The organism is Chromobacterium sp. S0633 (genome assembly GCF_024158805.1).
Lineage (GTDB): Bacteria > Pseudomonadota > Gammaproteobacteria > Burkholderiales > Chromobacteriaceae > Chromobacterium.
Genome location: NZ_JAMZGH010000046.1, coordinates 1 through 19,703 on the forward strand (window position 1 = coordinate 1; position 19,703 = coordinate 19,703).

At 65.3% G+C, this 19,703-nt stretch carries 20 protein-coding genes; 7 read left to right on the top strand and 13 right to left on the bottom strand.

Annotation, left to right across the window (positions count from 1 at the left end; genetic code table 11):
* Positions 1-169: 169 nt before the first annotated feature.
* The 4 genes from NK214_RS20740 to NK214_RS20755 all read right to left on the bottom strand — a co-directional run bounded on the left by NK214_RS20740 (position 170) and on the right by NK214_RS20755 (position 5,088).
* Positions 170-1,234: an ABC transporter permease gene (locus NK214_RS20740; RefSeq protein ID WP_253315383.1), complete on the bottom strand. Its 1,065-nt coding sequence runs from the start codon at positions 1,232-1,234 to the stop codon at positions 170-172.
* A gap of 16 nt (positions 1,235-1,250) precedes the next feature.
* The gene (locus NK214_RS20745; RefSeq protein ID WP_107799093.1) at positions 1,251-2,192 is read right to left on the bottom strand and encodes an ABC transporter permease; all 942 of its coding nucleotides are present in this window, start codon (positions 2,190-2,192) and stop codon (positions 1,251-1,253) included.
* Between the two features lie 48 nt (positions 2,193-2,240).
* Complete coding sequence (locus tag NK214_RS20750) at positions 2,241-4,046, bottom strand: ABC transporter substrate-binding protein (protein WP_107799094.1); 1,806 nt, start codon at positions 4,044-4,046, stop codon at positions 2,241-2,243.
* 208 nt (positions 4,047-4,254) lie between these two features.
* Complete coding sequence (locus NK214_RS20755; RefSeq protein WP_107799095.1) at positions 4,255-5,088, bottom strand: SDR family NAD(P)-dependent oxidoreductase; 834 nt, start codon at positions 5,086-5,088, stop codon at positions 4,255-4,257.
* A gap of 255 nt (positions 5,089-5,343) precedes the next feature.
* Between NK214_RS20755 and NK214_RS20760 the strand changes: the two genes are divergently transcribed.
* From NK214_RS20760 to NK214_RS20775, 4 genes are all read left to right on the top strand, one after another.
* Complete coding sequence (locus NK214_RS20760) at positions 5,344-5,577, top strand: exodeoxyribonuclease VII small subunit (protein WP_048412271.1); 234 nt, start codon at positions 5,344-5,346, stop codon at positions 5,575-5,577.
* The gene (locus NK214_RS20765; protein WP_107799096.1) at positions 5,567-6,463 is read left to right on the top strand and encodes a polyprenyl synthetase family protein; all 897 of its coding nucleotides are present in this window, start codon (positions 5,567-5,569) and stop codon (positions 6,461-6,463) included. Before NK214_RS20760 ends, NK214_RS20765 begins: the two co-directional genes overlap by 11 nt.
* A gap of 13 nt (positions 6,464-6,476) precedes the next feature.
* On the top strand, positions 6,477-8,327 hold the full coding sequence (gene dxs / locus NK214_RS20770; protein WP_253315384.1) for a 1-deoxy-D-xylulose-5-phosphate synthase: 1,851 nt from the start codon (positions 6,477-6,479) through the stop codon (positions 8,325-8,327).
* 200 nt (positions 8,328-8,527) lie between these two features.
* Complete coding sequence (locus NK214_RS20775) at positions 8,528-9,352, top strand: hypothetical protein (protein ID WP_253315385.1); 825 nt, start codon at positions 8,528-8,530, stop codon at positions 9,350-9,352.
* A 96-nt stretch (positions 9,353-9,448) separates the two neighbouring features.
* On the opposite strand, the gene NK214_RS20780 is transcribed toward NK214_RS20775, so the two are convergent.
* Entirely contained in the window at positions 9,449-10,231 is a 783-nt protein-coding gene (locus tag NK214_RS20780; protein WP_107799099.1) for an alpha/beta fold hydrolase, read from the bottom strand.
* A gap of 251 nt (positions 10,232-10,482) precedes the next feature.
* Between NK214_RS20780 and dsbD the strand changes: the two genes are divergently transcribed.
* The 3 genes from dsbD to NK214_RS20795 all read left to right on the top strand — a co-directional run bounded on the left by dsbD (position 10,483) and on the right by NK214_RS20795 (position 14,092).
* Positions 10,483-12,237 carry a protein-disulfide reductase DsbD gene (gene dsbD, locus NK214_RS20785; RefSeq protein WP_256477518.1) on the top strand — a complete coding sequence of 585 codons (1,755 nt, stop codon included), beginning with the start codon at positions 10,483-10,485 and terminating at the stop codon, positions 12,235-12,237.
* 90 nt (positions 12,238-12,327) lie between these two features.
* Positions 12,328-13,440, top strand: a complete 1,113-nt coding sequence (locus tag NK214_RS20790) for an AI-2E family transporter (RefSeq protein ID WP_107799101.1) — start codon at positions 12,328-12,330, stop codon at positions 13,438-13,440.
* A 28-nt stretch (positions 13,441-13,468) separates the two neighbouring features.
* On the top strand, positions 13,469-14,092 hold the full coding sequence (locus tag NK214_RS20795; RefSeq protein WP_253315386.1) for a LysE family translocator: 624 nt from the start codon (positions 13,469-13,471) through the stop codon (positions 14,090-14,092).
* 49 nt (positions 14,093-14,141) lie between these two features.
* On the opposite strand, the gene NK214_RS20800 is transcribed toward NK214_RS20795, so the two are convergent.
* The 8 genes from NK214_RS20800 to lpxA all read right to left on the bottom strand — a co-directional run bounded on the left by NK214_RS20800 (position 14,142) and on the right by lpxA (position 19,703).
* Complete coding sequence (locus NK214_RS20800; RefSeq protein ID WP_253315387.1) at positions 14,142-14,477, bottom strand: 2Fe-2S iron-sulfur cluster-binding protein; 336 nt, start codon at positions 14,475-14,477, stop codon at positions 14,142-14,144.
* Between the two features lie 3 nt (positions 14,478-14,480).
* Entirely contained in the window at positions 14,481-15,674 is a 1,194-nt protein-coding gene (gene glp / locus NK214_RS20805) for a gephyrin-like molybdotransferase Glp (RefSeq protein WP_253315388.1), read from the bottom strand.
* Complete coding sequence (gene mobB, locus NK214_RS20810) at positions 15,661-16,167, bottom strand: molybdopterin-guanine dinucleotide biosynthesis protein B (protein WP_227103859.1); 507 nt, start codon at positions 16,165-16,167, stop codon at positions 15,661-15,663. The genes glp and mobB overlap by 14 nt, the downstream gene beginning before the upstream one ends.
* A 226-nt stretch (positions 16,168-16,393) precedes the next feature.
* Positions 16,394-16,606, bottom strand: a complete 213-nt coding sequence (locus NK214_RS20815) for a hypothetical protein (protein ID WP_048411263.1) — start codon at positions 16,604-16,606, stop codon at positions 16,394-16,396.
* 55 nt (positions 16,607-16,661) lie between these two features.
* Positions 16,662-17,153 carry a DNA-deoxyinosine glycosylase gene (locus NK214_RS20820; RefSeq protein ID WP_253315389.1) on the bottom strand — a complete coding sequence of 164 codons (492 nt, stop codon included), beginning with the start codon at positions 17,151-17,153 and terminating at the stop codon, positions 16,662-16,664.
* Complete coding sequence (rnhB, locus tag NK214_RS20825) at positions 17,150-17,752, bottom strand: ribonuclease HII (protein WP_235089211.1); 603 nt, start codon at positions 17,750-17,752, stop codon at positions 17,150-17,152. Before rnhB ends, NK214_RS20820 begins: the two co-directional genes overlap by 4 nt.
* Positions 17,749-18,921, bottom strand: a complete 1,173-nt coding sequence (gene lpxB / locus NK214_RS20830; RefSeq protein WP_253315390.1) for a lipid-A-disaccharide synthase — start codon at positions 18,919-18,921, stop codon at positions 17,749-17,751. Before lpxB ends, rnhB begins: the two co-directional genes overlap by 4 nt.
* A gap of 5 nt (positions 18,922-18,926) precedes the next feature.
* Positions 18,927-19,703 (bottom strand): acyl-ACP--UDP-N-acetylglucosamine O-acyltransferase, encoded by a 777-nt coding sequence (lpxA, locus tag NK214_RS20835; protein WP_253315391.1) that lies wholly within the window; start codon positions 19,701-19,703, stop codon positions 18,927-18,929.

Here is a 19,703-nt window from a genome sequence, read left to right on the forward strand (position 1 = left end):
TTTGCCGGAGCCGGATTCGCCCACCAAGGCGACGGTGCGCTTGGCCGGGATGTCGAAGCTAACGTCCTTGAGCGCCTGGAAATCGCCGCCGTTCTCCTGGCGGAACGCCACTTTGAGATTGCGCACCGACAGCAGGGTCTGGTTCTGAGTCATAGTCTGTTCTCCCCGCTCACTTCGCCGCCGCGCGCGGGTCCAGCGCGTCGCGCAGCGCATCGGTCAACATGCTGAAGGCGGTCACCAGGGTGGACATGAACACCACCACCATGGCCAGCTGCCACCAATAGCCTTGCAACAGCTCTTCCGGCACTTCCGCCAGCATGGAGCCCCAGCTCACTTGGCGCACGTCCACGCCGAACCCGAGGAAGGACAGGATCACTTCGTACTTGATCAGGCCCACCATCAAGAGGGAGAACTGCACCAGCAGCAGGTGGGAGACATTGGGCAGGATGTGGATGAACATGCGGCGGCTGTGGCTGGCGCCGATCGCGTCCGCCGCCTGCACGTACTCGCGCGAGCGGTTCTTGATGAACTCGGCCCGCACCAGGCGGAAGGTGCCGGTCCAGCTGGTCAGCGACAGCACCAGAATGACGGTGGCGATGCCGCGCCCGGCCACGGCGGCGAAGGCGAGCAGCAGCAGCATGTCCGGCACCGAGGTGAACACGCTGTAGAACCACATCAAGAAGTCGTCCACCTTGCGGCCGAAATAGCCGGCCATCGCGCCCAGCGAGGTGCCGATCAGGATGGACAGCAGCGCGCCGAAGAAGCCCACCAGCAGCGAAGTGGCTGTGCCCTTGATCACCTTGTCCAGGATGTCGCGGCCGCGCTGGTCCGCGCCAAAGGTCAGCGACGCCACTTTCTTCACTTCCGGCACCGCGTACTGGGCGGCGTGCGGGCGCGCGGCTTCCAGCCAGTCGTGAATGGGATCTTCCGACGGTTTCAAGCGTTCGGTGGGCACGATGGCGGTGGACTGGCCGCCGGCCGCGGCCGGCGTTTCCTGCTGGCGGTATTTCTCCAGCAATAAAGTGGGCGGCGCGTAGGAGGCGGCGATTTCGTCGTTCCAGCCGCGGCCGGCCAGATTGAGCCAGCCGGCGGCGGCCAGCAGCATGAAGGCGGCCACCACCCACAGGGAGACGAAGCCGATGCGGTCGCGCTTCAAGCGTTGCCAGCCCAGCGCCCACAGGCTGCGCGAGGGGGCGGCCGGCGGCGCGCCGGCGGTGTTTTGCAATGTTGTCATGTCTTGTGCTCCGCGCTCACTTGAGTTGCACGCGTGGATCGATCCACTTGTAGATGATGTCGGCCAGCAGGTTGAACACCATGGCGGCGGCGGCGATGGTCACGGTAATGGCCTTGATCACCGGGAAATCGCTCTTGTCCACCGCCATCAGCAGTTCATTGCCCATGCCGGGAATGCCGAAAAAGCGCTCCAGCAGCATCGAGCCCAGCACCAGGAAGGGCAAGGACATCATCACCGCGGTGACCACCGGGATCAGCGCGTTGCGCAGCACGTGCTTGAACAGCACGGTTTTTTCCGACAAGCCCTTGGCGCGCGCGGTGCGCACGTAGTCGTGGCCCAGTTCTTCCACCACGAAGCTGCGGTAGAAGCGCACATTGGGCGCCAGCGACACCAACATGCCCAGGATCAGCGGCAGCGGCACGTAGATCAGCAGGCTGCGCAGCAGGCTGTCGTCGTCCCAGCCCATCACCGGGAACCAGTCCAGTTTGAAGGCCAGCAGGTATTGGCCGACGATGATGTAGGCCAGCGAGCTGACGGACATGGCCACGGTGCAGATCAGCGTCACCATGCGGTCGGTCAGCGTGCCGCGGTAGTAAGCCACGACGATGGCGATGGGCAGCGCGGTCAGCAGTTCGAACACCAGCAAGGTGCCGGTCAGCGTCAGCGAGGGGCCGATGCGCGAAGCCAGCGTGGCGGTGACGGACTGCTGGGTGGACCAGGAGGTGCCGAAGTCGAAGGTGGCCACTTGCTTGACGAAGAGCCAGAACTGCTGCGGCAGGCTCAGGTCCAGGCCCAGCTGGGCGCGGATATTGGCCATGATTTCCGGCGTCAGGCGTTTGCCGGCCAGGATGTAGGTGGGGTCTCCGCCCACCCAGTTGAACAGCACGAACACCAGCAGCATGACGCCGAACATCGTCGGCACCATCTGCCAGATTCGGCGGATGATGAAATTGAACATCTGCTTCTCCAGAATATAGCGGCGCGGCTGCGCCCCGGATCAAGGCGCTTAGCGGCGCTTGCTCAGGTCGATGTCGACATAACGCCAGGACACCCCAATCGTGGCCAGCGGATGCGGCTTGTAACCCTTGAGATAGTCGTGGCTGACGACGTTTTCGAAGCGGGTCACGCCCAGCACATAGGGCTGGTAAGCGGCCACCACCCGGTTCATGCGGTCGAACAGCGCATCGCGTTCCGGCCCGTTGGGCAGCACTTGCGATGCTTCATAAGCCTTGTCGAACTCCGGCCGGCTGAAGAAGGGCAGGTTGCCGATGCCGATCTGCTTGGTCCACAGGCCGGTGACGAAGTCGTCGCCGTCCGGAATGGCGGCGGAACCGCCCAAGGACCACATCTGCACCTTGCCGGCGTAGGCGGCCTTGAGGTTTTCATTCCATTTGGCCACTTTGAAGGTGACGCGCAGCTTGATGCTGTCAAAGGCCTTCTGCCAGATCTGGTTGAACTGCTTGTCGAAAGCGCTGCCCTGGGTGGCCTGGGTGATCAGCAGCGGCTGGCCGTTGGGCTGGCGGCGGTAGCCGTCCGGACCGATCTTGTAGCCGGCCTGGTCCAGCAGCGCATTGGCCAGCGCCGGATCGAAGTCCGCCGCGCCGTGAAAGCGCGGATCGTTGCCCACCATGTTCAAGGGCACCAGGTTTTGCAGCTGGATGGCCTGGCCGCTGTACAAGAGCTTGATCACTTCCTTGCTGGGGTAGGCCATGGCGATGGCGCGGCGCAAGGCGATCTTTTGCTTGCTGTAGCCGCCCACCACCGGGTCACGCATATTGAAGAAGGCGTAAGTCAGGTCCATGCCCAGATTGTGGTGCAGGCGGATGCCGCGCTGCGCCAGCGTCGGGTTGAGGCTGGCCTGGAAGGGGTTGGCCTCGCTGCTGTGCACGGTGGACGGGATGGCGGACTTGGGCACGCCGATGTAGTCGATCTGCTTGTTGAGGAAGGACAACCAGCGCGGCTGTTCTTCTTCTATCACCTTGATGTCCACGCGGCCGATGACAGGCAGGGTCTTGCCGCGCAGTTGCTCGGCGATTTCGCGGTCCTGCGGCGGCGCGTCGGCGGCCGGCTCGTCGGCGAACACTTCCTTGCGGTAGCCGGGGTTGGCTTCCAGGATGATGCGGTTGCCCGGCTTCCATTCCTTCAGCACAAACGGCCCGGTGCCCACAGGGTGGGCGTTGGTGTTGCTGTCGTAGGTTTCAATCACCTCGCGCGCCACCGCGCCGCTGAATTTGGCGGCCACGGTGTAGAGGAAGTTGTAATTGGGCTTTTTCAGCGTCAGCTGCAGGGTGTAGCGGTCCAGCGCCTTGATGCCTTCGATAGGCTTGTCGTAGTCGAAGCGCCCTTTCTTGCTGGCGGCGCTGCCCGCCTCCGCCAATCCCAGCACGTAGTCGGTATAGGAAGTGGCGTTGGGCGAGCTGACCTTGGGGTCGGCAAAGCGCTTGATGCTGTAGGCGTAGTCCGCCGCGGTCAGCTCGCGCTTCTTGCCCTTGAAGGCCGGGTCGTCGGCAAAATAAATGCCGGGCCGGACCTTGAAGGTGAACACCTGGCCGTCGGCCGATATCTCCGGCAGGGCCACGGCGGTGCCCGGCTTGAGCTTGAGCGGCCGCGCCAGATAGTCGTACCTGAGCAGGTTGTCGAAAATGTTCTCGATCACGCCCAGCGAATAAATATCGCTCATCTTGGCCGGGTCGAATCCGGTCTCGGGCGCCAGGAAGGACACCTTTAGCGTCTTGCTCATATCGGCCGCTTGCGCGGACGCGAGCAGGCCCGCCCCCGCCAGCAGCAGGGGCAGCCATTTCCAGCGATTCATCTCGCTTACTCCTTTGTGTCACGGAGCCGGGAAACCCGGCGTCTCTATTGTTATGCCTGCTCCGGCATGAGGAAATGCCATGAGCAAGTGCCGTGACTGTAAAGCGAATCCGCAGGCTAGATCAACAAGAAACTATCAAAATGGCATCAAAGAAAATACATGTCTATGCATAGAAAAACTCATGCTAAGCCAAGGACTTGGCGCCGTCTCAGGTGGCCGCGCGCAATGCCCAGTCAAAACAACGGGTTGGCAGCAGGCGGCGCAGCCACCAATACAATTTGGTGGGGAAAGTCACCCGGTAGCGCGCCGCCGGCTTGGCCGCGGTGATGGCGCGGTGCACCGCCTCCGCCACCGCGCTGGCCGGCAGGGTGAACGGCGCGGCGTGGCCCTCTTTCTTCAGACGCGCCAGCTGCTGCTGATAGGCCTCGCGGTGAAAACTGGCGTCGATGTCCACGTTCTTCAGGAAACGCGCCAGCGCATTGGGGCGGAAGCGGCTTTCTATCGGCCCCGGCTCTACCAGGGACACATGGATGTCGGTGCCGTGCAGCTCGTGGCGCAGGGTGTCGCACAGGCCTTCCATCGCGAACTTGCTGGCGTTGTAAGCGCCGCGCCAGCGCATGGCGGCGAAGCCCAGAATGGAGCTGTTGAACACGATGCGGCCATGGCCCTGGGCGCGCATCACTTTGAGCGCGGCGTTGCTCAGCTCCCAGGGGCCGAACAGATTGGTTTCGAACTGCTCGCGCATCGCCGCGCGGCTGATGTCCTCCACCGCGCCCGGCTGGCCGAAGCCCGCGTTGTTGAACAAGGCGTCCAGGCGGCCGCCGGCCAGTTCCACCGCCTGGGCCAGGCCGTCGCGGATGGAATCGGCGTCGTCCACGTCCAGCCGGATGCAAGTCATGCCCTCGCTGCGCAGGCGCTCCACGTCGGCGGCGGCGCGGCAGCTGGCGATCACGCGCCAGCCGCGCTGGGCCAGGATGACGGCGGTGTGGTAGCCGATGCCGCTGGAGCAGCCGGTGATCAGAATGGATGGTTGCGAATGCATGCTGGCCCCTGTCGTTTTCAATTGGCGACACCCTACCGCAAATGCGGGCGGCGGGGAATTGTCCGCTAGGCGCGTTCACTTTCCGCGCCGCCGGCATCTCCACGGCATTCGCGCTTGCCAAAAGCGCTCAATCGCCTCTGTCGCCGCACCGGGAAATTGGACTAGAATGACGGCCTTAAAGAGCCGCCCGCGCCCACGCGACACCGATAGAACACGCACGGTCCGGCCACCACAAAGCACAATAAGGAAAACGCCATGGCTAAAGCCAGCAAAGCGCCGGCCAGTTTCGAAACCGCACTGGCCCAACTGGAAGACATCATCCAGGCGATGGAAAGCGGCGACATGCCGCTGGAAACGGCGCTCGGCTCCTACAAGCAGGGCATAGAATTGATCAAGTTCTGCCAGACCAAACTGGCCGACGCGGAACAGCAGCTGAAAATCCTGGAAAACAACGAACTCAAACCGCTGGAATTGTCCAATGGACAATAAACCGTTCATGGCCTGGATGACCGAGATCCAGCAGCAAGTGGAAGGCGCGCTGGAGCGCCTGCTGCCCTCCCCCCAGCACACGCCGCAAAAATTGCACGAAGCGATGCGCTACGTCTGCCTGGGCGGCGGCAAGCGGGTGCGCCCGCTGCTGGTGTTCGCCGCCGGCGAACTGGTAGGCGCCAGCGCCGACAATCTGGCCCGCATCGGCTCCGCGCTGGAGATGGTCCACGTCTATTCCCTGGTGCACGACGACATGCCCTGTATGGACGACGACGTGCTGCGCCGCGGCAAGCCCACTTGCCACGTGGCTTACGACGAGGCCACCGCGCTCCTGGTGGGCGACGCGCTGCAAACCCTGGCTTTCGACGTGCTCTCCGCGCCCATGGCCGGCGTGGAAGCCTCGGCCCAGCTGGCGATGACGCATACGCTGGCGCGCGCCGCCGGCCACGCCGGCATGGCCGGCGGCCAGGCCATCGATCTGGCCAGCGTGGGCAAGGCGCTGAATCAGCCGGAGCTCGAGTATATGCATTTGCTGAAAACCGGCGCGCTGATCCGCGCGTCGGTGCTGCTGGGCGCCATGGCCGGCCGGCCGCTGAGCGAAGACGAGACCGCCCGCCTGGACGTATTCGCCAAGCGCATGGGCCTGGCCTTCCAGGTGGTGGACGACGTGCTGGACTGCGAAGCGGACACCGCCACCCTGGGCAAAACCGCCGGCAAGGACGCCGCCCACGACAAGCCCACCTACGTCAGCCTGATGGGGCTGTCCGAAGCCAAGCAGTTTGCCCGCGACTTGCGCGACGAGGCGTTTGCCGCGCTGGAAGGATTTGGCGATTCCGCCCAACGATTGAAGGAACTGGCCGACTACATCGTCGCGCGCTCGTTCTGAGAAGCAGAAAACTATGTATCCCTTGCTCGAGACCATTCAAAGCCCCGCCGACCTGCGCAAGCTGTCGCGCCAGCAGCTTGCGCCGCTGGCCACGGAACTGCGCGACTTCCTGGTGGAAAGCGTCAGCAAGACCGGCGGCCACTTCGCCTCCAACCTGGGCAGCATCGAGCTGACCATCGCCCTGCACTATGTGTTCAACACCCCGGATGACCGCCTGGTGTGGGACGTGGGCCATCAAACCTACCCGCACAAGATTCTGACCGGCCGCCGCGAGCGCATGGGCAGCATGCGCCAGAAAGGCGGCCTGGCCGGCTTTCCCAAGCGCGACGAATCGCCGTACGACACCTTCGGCGTCGGCCATTCCTCCACCTCCATCGGCGCGGCGCTGGGCATGGCGGTGGCCGCCAAGACCCAGGGCATTGAGCGCAAGTGCGTGGCCATCATCGGCGACGGCTCCATGACCGCCGGCCAGGCATTTGAAGCGCTCAACAACGCCGGCGCGATGGACACCGATCTGCTGGTGGTGCTCAACGACAACGAGATGTCGATCTCGCCCAATGTCGGCGCGCTGAACAACTACCTGGCCAAGCTGATGTCCGGCCGCTTCTACGCGGCGATGCGCGAAGGCTCCAGCAAGGTGCTGGGCATCGCCCCGCCGCTGAAGGAGATCGCCAGCAAGGTGGAGGAGCACGTCAAGGGCTTCTTCACCCCCGGCACCCTGTTCGAGGAATTCGGCTTCAACTACATCGGCCCGATCGACGGTCACGACGTGGACGTGCTGGTGGACACCCTGAGCAATATCCGCAGCCTCAAAGGCCCGCAGTTCCTGCACATCGTCACCAAGAAGGGCCACGGCTACAAGCTGGCGGAGAGCGACCCGGTCAAATACCACGGCGTCACCAAGTTCGACCCCAGCAACGGCCTGGCCAGCGGCAAGGGCGGCGGCAAGCCGCAATACACCCAGGTGTTCGGCGACTGGATCTGCGACATGGCCAAGCACGACCCGCGCCTGGTGGGCATCACCCCGGCGATGCGCGAGGGCTCCGGCCTGGTGCGCTTCGAGCAGGAGCACGCGGACCGCTATTACGACGTGGCCATCGCCGAACAGCACGCGGTCACCTTCGCCGCCGGCCTGGCCTGCGACGGCGTCAAGCCGGTGGTGGCGATCTACTCCACCTTCCTGCAGCGCGCTTACGACCAGCTGATCCACGACGTGGCGCTGCAGAATCTGCCGGTGCTGTTCGCCATCGACCGCGCCGGCCTGGTGGGCGCGGACGGCCCCACCCACGCGGGCGCCTTCGATCTGTCCTTCCTGCGCTGCATTCCCAATCTGACGGTGATGGCGCCCTCGGACGAGAACGAATGCCGGCAGATGCTGTACACCGGCTTCCAGATGAACAGCCCGGCCGCGGTGCGCTATCCGCGCGGCACCGGCCCCGGCGCCGAGATCCAGGCGGAGATGACGGCGCTGCCGCTGGGCAAGGGCCTGCTGCGCCGCCAGGGCGAAAAAGTGGCCTTCCTCGCCTTCGGCAGCATGGTGACGCCGGCCCTGGCCGCCGCCGAGGCGCTGAACGCCACCGTGGCCGATATGCGCTTCGTCAAGCCGCTGGACGCGGAACTGGTATGTCGGCTGGCGGAGAGCCACGATCTGATCATCACCGTGGAGGAAAACGTGGTGATGGGCGGCGCCGGCTCGGCCTGTTTGGAGGCGATGCAGGCGATGGGCATCCTCAAGCCGGTATTGCAACTGGGCCTGCCGGATGATTATGTGGAGCACGGCGACCCGGCCGGCATGCTGACCGATTGCGGCCTGGACGCCGCCGGCATCGAGCGCAGCGTGCGCCAGCGGCTGGCGATGCTGTAAGAAGGTTTGTCGTCCAACCTAAACGCCCGGCTCCGCCGGGCGTTTTGCTTTGCCCCCTGAGAACCCACGCCAAGCGCCCATGCCGCCCGCCGTCGCTGAAGCGGCGTTCAGCTTTTGTCAGCCGCGCACATTTGCCACCGACATACAATCCATTCAGAGCGCGACGCCGCCGCGCCATTCAACCGCAATGGAGTCATTCAATGTCGAACTATTGGGATTATATTGCCGAGTTTAAGAATGATATTGATGAGCTGCTGGAGAAGATCAGGCAGCGCACCGATGAACTGTCGCGGGCCAATCATCACATTATCGCCGCCGTGGCCGACGAGAAAGAAAATCCGGCCAAGGGCGTGGTGTTTTATGCGCCGGCCAACCAGGGCAATATCCAGAAGAACAATGCCGGCTGGCAGAAACTCTATATCGAGGCCAAGCCCAAAGGTGACGATCAGGCCGCCTACAATACAGAATTATTCGACAAGATTCGCAACAAACTGAACAGCTTGTCGCCGTCCGAGGCTTTCGGCGCCAAGCTCTTGCTGTCGGACAGCAAGGGCGGCAAGGCCACCATCACCCTGTTCTATCCCACCACCCACATCAAACTGCCCGTCATCAAGCCGCCCATCCCGCTGCCTGCCTGGCTATACACCTGCTACTTCGAGCCCTATATCGAAAACGTGGCCGACAAGCTGAATTCCGCCCTGAATCTCAGCGGCCCTAGCTTCTCCCTGCTCGCTTACTCCGACGAGGACGGCTCGGACGCCAAAGGCGTCATTTATAACAAACTGGGACTGAGCAACCCCGAGCTGGCCCATGTCGGCCATGCTTGGGCGCTGAAAACCTATTCCAGCAAAGCCGGTGGCCGCGACCAAGCCACCTACAAGGCCGAACTGTTCGACAAGATCAAGACCGACCTGAACTCCCTGCCGGAACAGCATCTGTTGTTGGCCCAGCTCTTCTTGACCGACCGCTCCGAAGGCAGAGCCCATATCGCCCTGCTCTACCCGCAAGAGATCCGCCCCATCTAGCCCGCCTGAAACCGGCGGCGCTTCGCCGCTCAAACGCAAGCCGCAGTCAAAACGGAAGCCCCTGGGCTTCCGTTTTTTGCGCCGCCGGATCCCGGCTCAGGCCTCCAGCAGATCCAGGATGCGCCGCGCCGTTTCCACCGGCCGTTCCAGCGGAAACAGATGGCTGCCCTGCTGCATCTGCACCTGGATATTGAAGTGCTTGCGCATGAAGCGCAGGTCCGCCGGCTTCAACACGTCGGAGCCGACGCCGGCGATAAAAGCCGCCGGCACTTTCAATTGGCCGCGATAACGCGGAAAATCATGCGGCAGCGAACAATAGATGTCATGTTCGATCCGCGGACGGAATTTAAGCTTGCGTCCGCCCTGGCCGTCGTCCACCGTGCCGTGCTCGGCGTAGTCGGCCAGGCAGTCCGGATCGAAGCGGGCGAACATGGACTTGCGGGCGAAGTAGTCGTGAACCATGGCCACCGACGCCCAGTTGTCGCGCCGCTTCAGGGTGTTGCCGCCCGGGGTGATGCGATCGATGAAGCCCAGCTTCTTGGCCAGCCAGATGCCGCGCGAGCGGAACGGCCCCATCAGCGGCGAATCCAGGATCACGATGCGCTTGAACAGCTCCGGCCGGCGCAAGGCGGCGTAGAACATCAGGAAGCCGCCCAGAGAATGGCCGACGCCGACGATAGGGCCCTGATAGTGGCTTTCGATGTGGGCGATGGTTTCCTCCACCAGGTGCGGCCAGCAGTCGGTGACCGGATAGGCCGGATCGTGGCCGATGGCGTCGAGGAAGCCCACCTGGCAGCGCTCGCCCAGCGCGTCCAGGAATTTGCGGTAAACCGAGGCCGGGAAACTGTTGGCATGAGCAAAGTGAATCGTTTCTCGCATGATGTCTGGTGTTGCGCCCTAGTTTTTATATAAATATTCTATCTTACCGTTTGCCCGTTATTTGAATTTAATGCATATTGTTTTCGCATAGCAAGACGCGGCCGCGACCAAGTCCGCCGCCTTCCGCACCCCGCCCGGCCGCCATGGAACCAATGCCTGCGCGCGCCGGTCATTCAAACGCTAACGACCATAAACCATAGAGTCATCCCGTGCCAATCAACTTATCGCTACTCTCATCCCGGATCGTGGGCTTGCTCGCGGTCACGCTGGCCTGCCTGGGCTTGAGCCTGCCCGCGCACGCCGTCAACCAGGACGACTTGCTGCCGGCCGAACAAGCCTTCGCCGCCAAGGTTGAGCGCGCCGGCGACCAGCTTCAGCTGACGCTGGACGTGGCCCCCGGCTACTACCTGTACCGCGACCGCACCCAGATCAGCAGCCAGCCGGCCAATCTGGTGGGCGCGCCGCAATTCCCCGCCGGCAAGGAAAAGAACGACCAGTACTTCGGCAAGCAGACCGTGTTCATCGGCAAGAACGTGGTGACCGTGCCCCTGCAGCCCAACGCGCCGGCCGAATTCGAACTGCAGGTCAAACTGCAAGGCTGCGCCGACGCCGGCGTGTGCTACCCGCCCTACACCCACAAGCTCAAGGTGGGCGGCACGCCGGCCGCCGGCGGCAAGCTGGGCGAATGGCTGTCGGAGGCCTCCCCGCAGGGAAAGTCCTCGGCCGGCAACAATGAGCTGGCAGCCCAGGGTTGGCTGACCACATTGGGCACCTTTCTGCTGGCGGGCATAGGCATGGCCTTCACCGCCTGCATGTATCCGCTGCTGCCCATCGTTTCCTCATTGATTGCCGGCCAGGGCGCAACGCTGACCCGCCGCCGCGGTTTCCTGTTGTCCTTCACCTATGTGCAAGGCCTGGCGCTGACCTATACCCTGGTCGGCGTGGTCGCCGGCCTCACCGGCGCGCTGCTGACCGTGTGGCTGCAACAGCCGGCGGTGGTGCTGAGCGCCAGCGCGCTGATGGTGGTGTTCGCGCTGTCCATGTTCGACCTGTTCACCATCCAGCTGCCGTCGGCGCTGCAGTCGCGGCTGGCCGACACCTCCAACCGCATGTCCGGCGGCAAGTTTGCCACCGTGTTCATCATGGGCGCGCTGTCCGCGCTGATCATCGGCCCCTGCGTCGCGCCGCCGCTGGCGCTGGCGCTGGGCTATATCGGCAGCACCGGCGACGCCGCGCTGGGCGGGGCCGCGCTGTACGCGATGGCGCTGGGCCTGGGCCTGCCGCTGATCCTGATCGGCACCTTCGGCGGCCAGGTGCTGCCGCGCGCCGGCGGCTGGATGAAAACCGTCAAGGCCTGCTTCGGCGTGGTGATGCTGGGCCTGGCCATCTGGCTGGCCACGCCCTTCCTGCCGGGCGCGCTGGTGATGCTGCTGTGGGCCTTGCTGCTGATAGGCAGCGCGGTGTCCCTGGGCGCGCTGGAAGCGCTGCCCGGCAACGCCGGCGCGCCGCGGCGGCTGGGCAAGGCCGCCGGCGTGGCGCTGCTGCTGATAGGCGCGGCCCAATTAGCCGGCCTGCTGGCCGGCGCCGACAACCCGCGCTACCCCTTGCGCTGGCTGGGCCAGGGCCAGGCGGAAGCCAAGGCCGCCGCCGTGTTCCAGCCGGTGGCGAACAGCGCTCAGCTGGACGCGCTGCTGGCCAGGGCCAAGACGGAAGGCAAGCCGCTGCTGCTGGACTTCTACGCCGACTGGTGCGTGTCCTGCAAGGAGATGGAGGCGGAAACCTTCCCGGACGCCGCGGTCAGCCGCCAGATGCAGGGCTATGTGCTGGCCAAGGCCGACGTGACCGCCAACAACGCCGAGCACCAAGCGCTGCTCAAGCGCTTCGGCCTGTTCGGCCCGCCGGGCATCATCCTGTTCGACAAGCTGGGCCAGGAGGCGGACCGCGTGATCGGCTTCACCCCGGCGGAAGCCTTCGCCAAGACCTTGGCGGCGGCGAATCCGCAATAGCCGCAAGCGCCAATTGCATTCACGCCCATTGCATTGCAGAATCAGCGGGCCGATCTTCCGATCGGCCCGTTTTCATTTTCCGAGAGCCCCATGGCCATCAATAAAGCGTTCTCCAATGTCAGCATTCTGGCCGTGTTCCAGATCGCCATCATCGCCCTGCTGGTGATGTCTTGCCTGCGCGTGATCCAACCCTTTCTCGGCGCCCTGACCTGGGCCTCCATCATCGCCATTTCCGCCTGGCCGCTGCATTGCCGGCTGCGGCAAAAACTGGGGGAGCGCCACAAGCTGGCCGCCCTGCTCATCGTGTTGGCGCTGGCGCTGGCGCTGGCCATCCCCATCGGCCTGATGGCGCTGACCTTGGCGGACACCCTGCCCCATCTGTCCGGCCTCACCCATGATCTGACCCAGCTGACCCTGCCCAACGCGCCGGCCTGGCTGGCCAATATCCCGGTGGTGGGCGAAAGCCTGCAAAAGCTGTGGGGCAGCGTGCAGGCCGACTTGCCCGGCTTCTTCGAAAAGATCCGCCCGGCGGTGAACCAGGGCGCGCTGTGGCTGTTGTCCGGCGGCGCCAATCTCAGCCTGAGCCTGCTGGAGATCGTGCTGGCCATCATCGTGTCCGGCCTGCTGTTGATCAACGGCGACCGGCTGTGGGACATGGTGGAGCTGATCGTGATCAAGCTGGGCGGCGCGCCGGCCGGCGAACTGCCGGACGTGATCGCCCGCACCATACGCAGCGTCACCACCGGGGTGGTGGGCACCGCGCTGGCGCAGACCATTCTGTGCGTGATCGGCCTCTTGATCGCCGGCGTGCCCGGCGCGCTGGTGCTGGGCTTCCTTTGCTTCATCGTCGCGGTGGCGCAGATGCCGACGCTGATCGTCTGGCTGCCGGCCGCCGCCTGGGTGTTTTACATCGGCAACACCGGCCTGGGCATCTTTCTGCTGGTCTGGGGCTTCTTGCTGATCAACACCATAGACAACATCCTGAAGCCCTTGCTGATCAGCCAGGGCGCGCAGATGCCGCTGTCGCTGATCTTCCTCGGCGTGATCGGCGGCCTGATCGCCTGGGGGGTGATAGGCCTGTTCATCGGCCCCACCCTGCTGGCGGTGGCCCTGACCATGCTGCGCCACTGGCTGCGCCCGGAATGTCCGGAACCCAAGGCCGGCGAGGCCGAAGCGCGCGGCGAGCGGCAGACCGCGGATTAAGAGATCGATACCGGACGGAGACTTGTTCATGACTTTCGCCACCCTGCTCGCCTTCGCCCTCATCATGTCCGTCGGCATTCTCACCCCGGGACCCACGGTCTTGCTCGCGCTGAGCAACGGTTCCCGCTTCGGCTTGCGCTACGCGCTGTACGGCATGCTGGGCGCGGTGCTGGCCGACTTGCTGCTGGTGCTGTTGGTGGGCCTGGGTTTCGGCGCGCTGCTGGCGGCGTCCGAAACGTTATTTCAGATCGTCAAATGGCTGGGCGTGGCCTTTCTCGCCTATGTCGGCCTGCAGATGCTGCGCGCCAAAGGCGGGCTTGCCTCGGTTGATGATGCCGCGCGCCGGCCTTCGCGCTGGGCCGCCGTCGCCAAGAGCTTTTCCGTAGCCATGGGCAACCCCAAGTATTATTTCTTCATGTCCGCGCTATTGCCTCAGTTCGTCTCGCCGGCCGAAGCCCAGTTGCCCCAGTACCTGGCCTTGGCCGCCGTGATCGTGGCGATAGACGTGCTGGCGATGAGCGGCTACGCGCTGCTGGGCGCGAAGTCGCTGCAACTGTGGCGGGAAAACGGCGTGAAGTGGCTGAACCGCATCAGCGGCGGCGCCTTGCTGGCCTTGGCGGGGTCGATCGCGCTGTACCGCAGGAGCGCTTGAGCGCCCAATGCCATAAACAAGGGCCCCTACGGGCCCTTTTTGTTGGCGCTCAAAACGCCGGACACTCCACTTCCCAATCGTCCTCGCTCAGATGCAGATGGCAGGCCAGCCGCCAAGGCCGCGCCTCGGTCCAGCATTCGCTGGCGGCCTGAGCGGCGTCTATGACGCCGGCGCGCAGCAGCACATTGCGTTCCTTGCGGCTGGGCCGCTGCTCCGCCTCCGGCGTCGCCAGCCTCACCTTGCAGGTGCCGCAAGTGCCCTGGCCGCAACGCCAGTGCAGGGGCACGTCCGCCAGCCGCGCCAGGTCCAGCAGATTGTCTCCGGGCATGGCCTGCTGCTCGCCGAGCAGCGCGCCGGTTTCATCGACGAAGCGGACGACGGGCACGGCTTACTGCACCAGCGGCAGATAGGCCAGCATGTCGCCGCGCGCCACCGCCTGGCCCGGCTCCAGCCGCACCAGGCCATCGGCCCAGGCGCAGGACATCAGCACGCCGGAGCCTTGCTGCGGGTACAGTTCCAGCTGCCAGCGGCCGTCGACGCACACGCGCCGCACGCGGATGAATTCGCTGCGGCGCGCGTCCGGCCGGGTCCAGTCGAAGGCCGCCGGATACGGGCCTTCCGGCGCCAGCGCCGAGACCGGCAGGCCGGCGCGCCGTTCCAGGAAGGCGCGCGCCAGCACCTGGAAGGTGACGAAGCCGGACACCGGATTGCCCGGCAGGCCGATGAAGTCCGCCTGCCCCACCTTGCCGTAAGCCAGCGGCTTGCCCGGCTTGATCGCCAGTTTCCACAGGTCCAGCGAGCCCTCGGCCTCCACCGCGGCCTTGACGTGGTCTTCCTCGCCCACCGACACCCCGCCGCAGGTCATGATCACGTCGGCGGCGTCGGCGGCGTCGCGCAGCGCCTCTCGGGTGGCGCCCAGGGAATCGCGGACGATGCCCAGATCGATCACCTCGCAGCCCAGGCGCATCAGCGCTGGCGCCAGCCAGTAGCGGTTGGAGTTGTAGATCTGGCCGGCGGCCAGCGGCCGGCCCGGCTCCACCAGTTCGTCGCCGGTGAAGAACACCGCCACCCGCAGCGGGCGGCGCACCGTCAGCGTTTCCACGCCGATGGACGCGGCCAGGCCGATGTCGGCCGGGTTCAGCACTTTGCCGGCCGGCAGGATTTCCTGGCCGGCGCGGATGTCCTCGCCGCGACGGCGGATGTTCTGGCCGGCGCTGGCCGGCTGGCTGAAGCTCACCGTGCCGTCGGCGGCGGTTTCCGCCTGTTCCTGCATGATGACGGCGTCCGCGCCGGGCGGAATGGGCGCACCGGTGAAGATGCGCGCCACGCTGCCGGCAATCAATGCCTGCGGCACGCTGCCGGCCGGCACCCGCTGCGACACCGGCATCGCCGCCGCTTGTTCGTCGGCGCGCAAGGCGTAGCCGTCCATCGCGCTATTGTCGTGCGGCGGCACGTCCAGTGTGGCCAGCACAGGCTCGGCCAGCACGCGGCCGGCGGCGGCCAGCAATTCGACTTGTTCGGTGGCGCTCAGCGGCTGGGCGCGCTCCAGCAGCCAGTCACGGGCTTGTTCAAAGCTCAGCATGGGGCAGATCCAATCGTGAAATCAGGAAGGCGGCGACGGCGTCGACGTCGTCGCGGTGAAACCAGGGAAGGTCCAGCGTTTGCGGCAGATCGCCGACCACGGCCAGAACTTGCGGATCGACAGGATGCAAGGCCGGTGCGGCCAGCGCGCTGTTGACCACTTCTATCTTGGGAATGGCTTCGTGCTTGAAGCCTTCGGCCAATACCAGATCGCAAGGGCCCAGCATGGCCAGGTGGGCGGCCAGCGGCAGATCGTTGCTGTCCGCCAGTTCCTCCACCAGCATGCGGCGGCGGGCCGAGGCCAACAGCACTTGCGCGGCGCCGGCCTGGCGATGCCGCCAGCTGTCCTTGCCCGGCGTGTCCCAGTCCACGTCGTGGTGGGTATGTTTGACCACGGCGACGCGCAGGCCGCGGGCGGTCAGACGGGGAATCAGTTTTTCCAGCAAGGTGGTCTTGCCGCTGCCGGAATAGCCGGCGAAACCCAATACATGCATAGCGCCGACGCCCCCATAAAGATTCAGGCGGCCATGATAGCATGGCCGCCTGCGGGCTTGACTCCTACCAAAGAGCTAGCCGCCTAGAGCATGTTTACGATCCTGCGAGCTAGAGCGAGACAAGGCGAAAACAGCTGAGAAAGCGGAGCGTACATACAGTACGTGAGCATTTCGAAGTTGTTTTCAACGCCGTATCGCCGAAGCGCAGCAGATCGTAAACGGGCTCTTAGGCCGCGTGAGCGAGCTTACCGGCCTGCTCCGGCGTCTCAAAACGTTTCCAGTCCACGATCATCACCTGGGTCAGGCCGCAGTCCACCGCCAGCTGCGCCTCGATCTCCTCCAGCACCTGATGGCAATGGATCACGCCGTTGATCACCACTTCGGCCCGGCGCATCACGCTGTCGTCCGGCGTGACAAACCATATGCAGTAATGGCCCATATTCGCTCCCCCAGGTGGTTTCATCGCGACGGCCGACGCATTGTCCCGCCGTCAACTACAAATATCGTCCCAGTTGCCGCCAAACTTCAAGTTTTCTGTCAAAGGCCAGGGTATGCGCCGGGCTGGAAGAAGGCAAGGCCAGGATGTCCAGCCCCAGACCGTCCAGCTGTCCGGCCGCGCGCGCGGCGGTGGCGCCGTTGAAGGCGACCGCGCGCAACCGCGGCAGGCTTTGCGCCAATTCGCGCAGATCGTTGGCCTGCTGATCGCGGATGTCGGCGTCCAGGCTGCCGCGCCGCCGCGCGCTGGCGATCACGTCCCACAAGGCCACGCCGGCCTGTTGCAGCGCGTCCAGGCGTTCGGCGTAGGCCAGCTCGACCAGCGGCCGGCCGGTGATCGCCTGCAGCAGCGGCCAGAATTGATTGCGGGGATGGGCGTAGTACTGGCCGGCCTGCAAGGAGGCGTCGCCGGGCAAGGAGCCCAGCACCAAGACGCGGGCGTCCGGCCGCGCCACCGGCGGGAAACAGGATTTGGCGGCCGCGCCGCTCAAAACAGCTGTCCCTGCTGACGCAGCAGCCAGGCCTTGACCGGGCCGAAGCTCTTGCGATGCGCCGGCAAGGCGCCGTGCTGCTCCAGCGCGGCCAGGTGTTCGGCGGTGGGGTAGCCTTTGTGGCGGGCGAAGCCGTATTGCGGATGCAGGGCGTCCAGCGCCACCAGTTCGGCGTCGCGCGCGGTCTTGGCCAGGATGGAGGCGGCGGAGATGGCCGCCACCTTGGCGTCGCCCTTGACGATGGCTTCTCCCGGCACCGGCAGGCCCTTGGGCACGCGGTTGCCGTCGATCAGCGCGCGCGTCGCCTGCGGCTGCAGGCCTTGCACCGCCCGCGTCATCGCCAGCATGGTGGCGTGCAGGATGTTGAGCGTGTCGATTTCCTCGACGCTGGCGCTGGCGATGCACCAGGCCAGCGCGTCGCGCTTGATCAGCGGCGCCAGTTCATCGCGACGGGCCTCGCTCAGCACTTTGGAATCGGCCAGGCCGGCGATGGGCTTGGTCGGGTCCAGAATCACCGCGGCGGCGAACACCGCGCCGGCCAGCGGACCGCGGCCGGCTTCGTCGACGCCGGCGATCCGCTCCAGATCAAGCCCGCTCATTGCCGCCCCGCCACTTGCAACACAGCGTCCGCGGCCAGCGCGGCGGTGTCCTGGCGCAGCGACTGATGCAGCTCGGTAAAGGTCTGCACCATCTCGCGGCGCGCGTCCTGATCTTCGTACAGCCTTTGCATCTCCGCCGCCAGCTTGGCCGGCGTGGCCTGTTTCTGCAGCAGTTCCGGCACCACGAAGCGGCCGCACAGGATATTGGGCAGGCCGACGTAGGGCAGACGGATCTTGCGTTTGACCAGGCGGTAGCTCAGCGCGGACAGCTTGTAGCTGATCACCATCGGCTTCTTGGTCAACGCCACTTCCAGCGTGGCGGTACCGCTGGTGACCAGCACCGCGTCGCTGGCGATCATCGCCATCTGCGCGTGGCCGAACAGCTTGCGCAAGGGCAGATCCCAGCCCTTGCAGCGGCTCAACATGCGGTCGAACAGCTCCATGGTGGGGCGGGTGGCCAGCGGCACCAGGAACTGGGCGTCCGGATAGCTTTTCAGCAGCAGCTTGGCGGTTTCGATATACAGCGGCGCCATGTGCTCCAGTTCGCCGATGCGGCTGCCCGGCATCAGGGTGAACACCGGCGCGCGCTGCGGCAGCCCCAGTTGCTCGCGCATCGCGCCCTGGTCCGGGCGCAGCGGAATCTCGCTGGCCAGCGGGTGGCCGACATAGGTGACCGGCACCCCGGCCTGACGGTATAAGGGCGGCTCCATCGGGAACAGGCACAGCATGTGGCTGACGCTGCGGCCTATCTTCTGCACCCGCTCCGGACGCCAGGCCCAAACCGAGGGGCTGACGTAGTGAACGGTGGGAATGCCGGCGCGCTTGAGCGCGGCCTCCAGGTCCAGATTGAAGTCCGGCGCGTCGATGCCGATGAAAACGTCCGGCTTTTCCGCGATCAGGCGGTCGCGCAGGGTGCGGCGGATGCGCAGCAGTTCCGGCAAGCGCTTGAGCACCTCGGCGTAACCCATCACCGCCAGCCGGCTTTGCGGCGCGTGGCTGACAAAGCCTCTGGCCTCCATCCGCGGGCCGCCGATGCCGGCGAACTCGATGTCGGGATAGCGCGCCAGCAGCGCGTCCATCAGGTGGGCGGCAAGAAGGTCGCCAGAGGCTTCCCCAGCCACCATGGCGACCTTCAGTGCCCGCTTGCTTTTGAACAAAGTGTCGGGCATGGATCTCAGCGAATGATGCCTCTGGCGGACTGGCCAAAGAAGCGGGTGAACGGAGCCAGTTCATCGTGGCCGGCGGCGGCTTCCTCCAGGATGGCGGCCTTGGCGTCCTCAAACGACAGGCCCTGACGGTACAGCGTCTTGTAGGCGCCCCGCACGCGGCGGATCTGCTCGGCGCTGAAGCCGCGGCGCTTCATGCCTTCGGCGTTGATGCCGGAGGGCACCGCGCGGTTGCCGTGCGCCATCACGAACGGCGGCACGTCCTGGGCCACGGCGCTGGCGAAGGCGGTCATCGCGTGCTCGCCGATGATGGCGAACTGGTGCACGCTGGTGAAGCCGCCCAGAATCACCCAGTCGCCCAGCTGCACATGGCCGGCCAGCGTAGCGTTGTTGGCCAGGATCACGTTATTGCCCACCTGGCAGTCATGCGCGACGTGCACATAGGCCATCACCCAGTTGTCGTTGCCGACGCGGGTCACGCCCGCGTCCTGGGCGGTGCCGGTGTTGAAGGTGCAGAATTCGCGAATGGTGTTGTTGTCGCCGATTTCCAGACGGGTCGGCTCGCCGGCGTACTTCTTGTCCTGCGGCTGGGCGCCCAGCGAACAGAACTGGAAGATGCGGTTGTTCTTGCCGATGGCGGTGTGGCCCTCGATCACCACGTGAGGGCCCACCCAGCTGCCGCTGCCGATGCTGACGTTGGGGCCGATGATGGTGTAAGGGCCGATTTCCACGTCGTCGGCGATCTGAGCCTTGGGGTCGACGATGGCGGTTGGATGGATGGCCAT